This window comes from Pseudomonas sp. NBRC 111138 (assembly GCF_001320835.1).
Taxonomy (GTDB): domain Bacteria; phylum Pseudomonadota; class Gammaproteobacteria; order Pseudomonadales; family Pseudomonadaceae; genus Aquipseudomonas; species Aquipseudomonas paracarnis.
Map to the genome: position 1 here is coordinate 1 of NZ_BCBO01000162.1, position 4,812 is coordinate 4,812.

At 63.2% G+C, this 4,812-nt stretch carries 5 protein-coding genes; all 5 read left to right on the forward strand.

Features of this window, described 5'->3' with window-relative positions:
• The first annotated feature begins 161 nt into the window (after positions 1 to 161).
• Positions 162 to 581, forward strand: coding sequence for a MarR family winged helix-turn-helix transcriptional regulator (locus APH41_RS26655; protein ID WP_034125424.1), 420 nt, complete (start codon positions 162 to 164; stop codon positions 579 to 581).
• On the forward strand, positions 578 to 2,656 hold the full coding sequence (locus APH41_RS26660; protein ID WP_054922453.1) for an FUSC family protein: 2,079 nt from the start codon (positions 578 to 580) through the stop codon (positions 2,654 to 2,656). Before APH41_RS26655 ends, APH41_RS26660 begins: the two co-directional genes overlap by 4 nt.
• A complete protein-coding gene (locus APH41_RS26665; protein WP_003187469.1) occupies positions 2,653 to 2,862 on the forward strand; it encodes a DUF1656 domain-containing protein in 210 nt (69 codons plus the stop codon). Before APH41_RS26660 ends, APH41_RS26665 begins: the two co-directional genes overlap by 4 nt.
• The gene (locus APH41_RS26670) at positions 2,859 to 3,749 is read left to right on the forward strand and encodes an efflux RND transporter periplasmic adaptor subunit (RefSeq protein WP_032878498.1); all 891 of its coding nucleotides are present in this window, start codon (positions 2,859 to 2,861) and stop codon (positions 3,747 to 3,749) included. The genes APH41_RS26665 and APH41_RS26670 overlap by 4 nt, the downstream gene beginning before the upstream one ends.
• Positions 3,746 to 4,812: efflux transporter outer membrane subunit (locus APH41_RS26675; RefSeq protein ID WP_054922456.1), on the forward strand; the 1,067-nt coding region annotated here is incomplete at its 3' end. The genes APH41_RS26670 and APH41_RS26675, both read left to right, overlap by 4 nt.

Below are 4,812 nucleotides of genomic sequence, written 5' to 3' on the forward strand. Positions count from 1 at the left end.
TGATGCCTACCCTAAAACCCGCTTTACTCAAGCCACATCCCACCACTCATCTGCGAAATTGTTTCAAAACTTGACGATGCTCCATGCATCGACCATATTGATAGTTAGCAAACTAACTGTATGCGAACTATCCAGTGCCTCAATCCCTCGAACAACTCCAGATGAGCCTCAGCAGCAGCATGGTGGTGGGCGCCCGTAATTGGCGCAAAATCTGCCAGACCACGCTGGTGAGCTATGGCATCTCCGAAGCCTGCGCCGTGCCGTTGTTGATGATCGGTCGCTTGGGCGACGGGGTACACCAGGTCAAAGTAGCCCAGGCTTCCGGTATGGAAAGCCCATCACTGGTGCGCCTGCTCGACCGGCTGTGCGGTGACGGTTACGTCTGCCGCACCGAAGACATCCACGACCGCCGCGCCAAGGCCCTGAGCCTTACCGAGCGTGGCCGTGAGCTGGTGCAGGCGGTGGAGGCGCAACTGGTGCGCCTTCGCAAGGACGTGTTGGCGGATATCGCCCCCGACGATCTGCAAGCGGCACTGCGTGTATTGCGCGCCTTCGAAGCGGCCGAGGCTGTGTCGCCTTGAACGGATTTTTTACCGGCTTCCCGCCTGCCCGCGATTGGTTCTACGGGGTGCGTACTTTCGCCGCGTCGATGATCGCGCTGTATATCGCCATGCTCATGCAGATGCCGCGTCCGTACTGGGCGATGGCCACGGTGTATATCGTATCCAGCCCGTTTGTCGGCCCTACCAGTTCCAAAGCCCTGTACCGCGCCATCGGCACCTTGATGGGCGCGGCGGCGGCGGTGCTGTTTGTGCCGATGTTCGTGCAGTCACCCTACATTCTGGTGGTGGTGATTGCGTTGTGGACCGGCACTTTGCTGTTCTTATCCATGCACCTGCGCACCGCGAATAACTATGCCCTGATGCTGGCCGGCTACACCTTGCCGCTGATTGCTCTGCCGGTGGTGGATAACCCCTTGGCGGTCTGGGATGTGGCGGAGGCGCGTACCGAAGAAATCTTCCTCGGCATCGCGGTCGCAGCGGTGGTGGGCGCGATGTTCTGGCCTCGGCGCCTGATGCCGGTGTTCGATGGCTCGGTGGCCAAGTGGTTCAGCGACGCCCAGGTCTATAGCCAGCGCTTCCTCACCCGTCAGGTAGACCCAGAAGAAGTCAGTAACCTGCGCGGCGGCATGGTCGCCACCTTCAACACCCTTGAGTTGATGATCGGCCAGTTGCCTCACGAAGGCGCGCGGCCACAAACGGTGCGCAACACCAAGGAACTGCGCGGGCGCATGATCCATCTGCTGCCGGTAATCGATGCACTGGATGATGCGGTGTACGCCATCGAGCATCGCGCACCGGAGTTTCTCGACCGGCTCAAACCGTTGCTGGAAGAGGCCAACGCCTGGCTGCAAAGCACCACCGAACAAGCACCCCTGGAACGCTGGCGCGTGCTGCGTGACCAGATCGACGCCGCCCAACCCCAGGGCGAAGCGCTGGATGACCGCCACACGTTGCTGTTCTCCAACGCCCTGTACCGCCTGGGCGAATGGGTCGACCTGTGGCAAGACTGCCGCAGCCTGCAAGCCGCCATCCAGTGTGAAAGCCAGGACACCTGGCGCGCCGTCTACCGCCACTGGCGCCTGGGCCGGCTCACGCCGTTTCTCGACCGTGGCCTGATGTTCTACTCGGCGTTCTCCACCGTGACCGCGATCATTGTCGCCTCGGTGCTGTGGATTTTGCTGGGCTGGACCGACGGCGGCAGCGCCGTGATCCTTGCCGCCGTCGCCTGCAGCTTTTTCGCCTCGATGGACGATCCGGCACCGCAGATCTACCGGTTCTTTTTCTGGACCGCCATGTCGGTGCTGTTCGCCAGCTTGTATCTGTTTCTGGTGCTGCCCAACCTGCATGACTTCCCCATGCTGGTGCTGGCCTTCGCCGTGCCGTTTATCTGCATCGGCACCCTTACGGTTCAGCCACGCTTCTACCTGGGCATGTTGCTGACGCTGGTGAACACATCGTCGTTCATCAGCATCCAGGGCGCTTATGACGCGGACTTTCTCAACTTCGCCAACGTCAACCTGGCCGGGCCCGTTGGCCTGCTGTTCGCGTTCGTGTGGACGTTGATCGCCCGACCCTTCGGCGCTGAATTGGCGGCCAAGCGCCTCACCCGTTTCAGCTGGCGCGACATCGTCAGCCTCACCGAGCCCGCCACCCTGGCCGAGCACCGGCACATGGCCGTACAAATGCTCGACCGCCTGATGCAACACCTGCCGCGCCTGGCCCTCACCGGCCAGGACACTGGCATAGCCCTGCGCGACCTGCGCGTGGCGCTGAACCTGCTCGACCTGCTGGCCTACTCGCCACGCATCCTCGGTGTGCCACGGGTGTTGCTCAACCAGGTGGTGGAAGGCGTGGGCGGTTACTTCAAGGCCTGCCTCAAGGCGGGTGAACGCTTGCCCGCGCCCAGCGGTCTGCTGATGACCCTGGACCGCACCCGTCGTGCCCTTAACGGCCAGGGCCTGCAAGACGAAGACGACACGCGCCTGCATCTGCTGCACGCCTTGGCCGGCCTGCGTCTGGCGCTGTTGCCCGGTGTGGAGTTCATTGGCGGTACAGAGATGCAAGCGCCGTTACCTGATGGAGCGCCTTTATGATCGGTGACCTGGATATCAGTGGGGTGTTCCTGCCTACGCTGCTGGTGCTGATGGGCATTACTTATGTGTTGTTTCTGGTGGTGCACGGGCTGTTGACGCGCATGCACTTCTATCGCCTGGTCTGGCACCGGGCATTGTTCAATGTGGGGCTCTACGCGCTGTTGCTGGGCGCGGTGGACTCACTCAGTCGATATTTGATGACATGAAAAAACCTTTTTTGACTATCGGCCGTGTCGTCCTGACGTTGTTGATCGTGAGTTTCGCGGTCGTCGTTGTGTGGCGCATGGTCATGTACTACATGTTTGCGCCCTGGACCCGTGACGGCCACATCCGTGCCGACATCGTGCAGATCGCCCCGGACGTTTCCGGGCTGATCCAGCGCGTTGACGTGCGCGACAACCAGTTGGTGACCAAGGGCCAGGTGCTCTTCGCCGTCGACCAGGACCGCTTCAAGCTGGCCCTGCGCCAAGCCCAGGCCGCCGTGGCCGACCGCCAGGAAACCCTGGCCCAGGCCCAGCGCGAGTACAAGCGTAACCGTGGCCTGGGCAACCTGGTGCCCAGCGAGCAACTGGAAGAGAGCCAGTCCCGCGTCGCCCGCGCCCAATCGGCACTGGCCGAAGCGCAAGTGACGGTGGACTCCGCCCAACTCAACCTCGACCGCTCGGTGATCCGCAGCCCTGTGGACGGCTACGTCAACGACCGCGCACCGCGTACCCAGGAGTTCGTCACCGCCGGGCGCCCGGTGCTGTCGGTGGTAGACAGCAACTCCTTCCACATCGACGGCTATTTCGAAGAGACCAAGCTCGACGGCATCCACGTCGGCATGGGCGTGGACATCCGTGTGATCGGCGACAACGCGCGCCTGCATGGCCACGTGCAGAGCATCGTCGCCGGTATCGAAGACCGCGACCGCAGCAGCGGCTCCAACCTGTTGCCCAACGTCAACCCGGCGTTCAGCTGGGTGCGCCTGGCCCAGCGGATCCCGGTGCGTATCGCCTTCGATGACGTGCCGGCGGACTTTCGCATGATCGCCGGGCGCACCGCGACGGTGTCGATCATCGACGACAAGGTCAAAGACGGGGACAAACCATGAAGCGGCTTCTGGCAACCGCTTCCCTGGGGTTGTTGCTGTCGGCCTGCCAAGTGGTGGGGCCCGATTACAAACTGCCGGAACAGGCCGCCGTCAACCGTGGCGACCTGCAAGGGCCGATCATGGGCGAGGGCAGCAACGTCGTCTCGGCACCGGTGCCGGCCGATTGGTGGAAGCTGTACAAAGACCCGCGCCTGGACGAACTGGTGCGCCAGGCTATGGCCTCCAACACCGACCTGCGCGTGGCCGCCGCCAACTTGCAGCGCTCGCGTTATCAGGTGCAGCAGGCCGAATCCGCTGGCGGCTGGAGTGCCGGCGTCAAGGCCGAGGCCCAGCGTTTGCAGGAATCTGGCGAGGCCTTCTTGCTGCCGGACAAAGTCCCGGTAGGCAATATCGGTAGCGTCGGGATTACCACGTCCTATCAATTCGACCTGTTCGGCACCTTGCAGCGCGGCATCGAAAGCGCCCAGGCCAGCGCCGATGCCACCCAGGCCGCGGCGGATATCGCCCGCATCACCCTGGTGGCCGATGTGGTGCGCTCCTATACCCAGGTGTGCGCGGCCAACGAAGAACTGGCGATTGCCAACGAGTCCCTCGACCTGCAAGCCCAGAGCACCAAACTGACCCAGCGCTTGCGAGATGCCGGGCGTGGCGATGAGACCCAGGTGACACGTTCGCAAACCCAATACAAATCCCTGCGTGCCGACATACCGCGTTATGAAGCCTCGCGTCAGGCGGCGCTGTTCCGGCTGTCGATGTTGCTGGCCAAACCTGTCGACCAACTGCCAGCCGGCACGGGCACCTGTGCCGAGCTGCCACATATTGCTCAACTGCTGCCGGTAGGCGATGGCGCCACGCTGCTCAAGCGTCGCCCTGATGTGCGCCAGGCCGAACGCCAGCTGGCCGCCGCCACGGCGCGTATTGGCGTGGCGACCGGCGCGTTGTACCCGGATATCAGCATCGGCGCCACGGTCGGCACCGTCGGCCTGCTGGAAAACCTCGGCACGCCTGCCACCAACCGCTGGGGCTTTGGCCCGATGATCAGCTGGACTGTACCGACCAACGG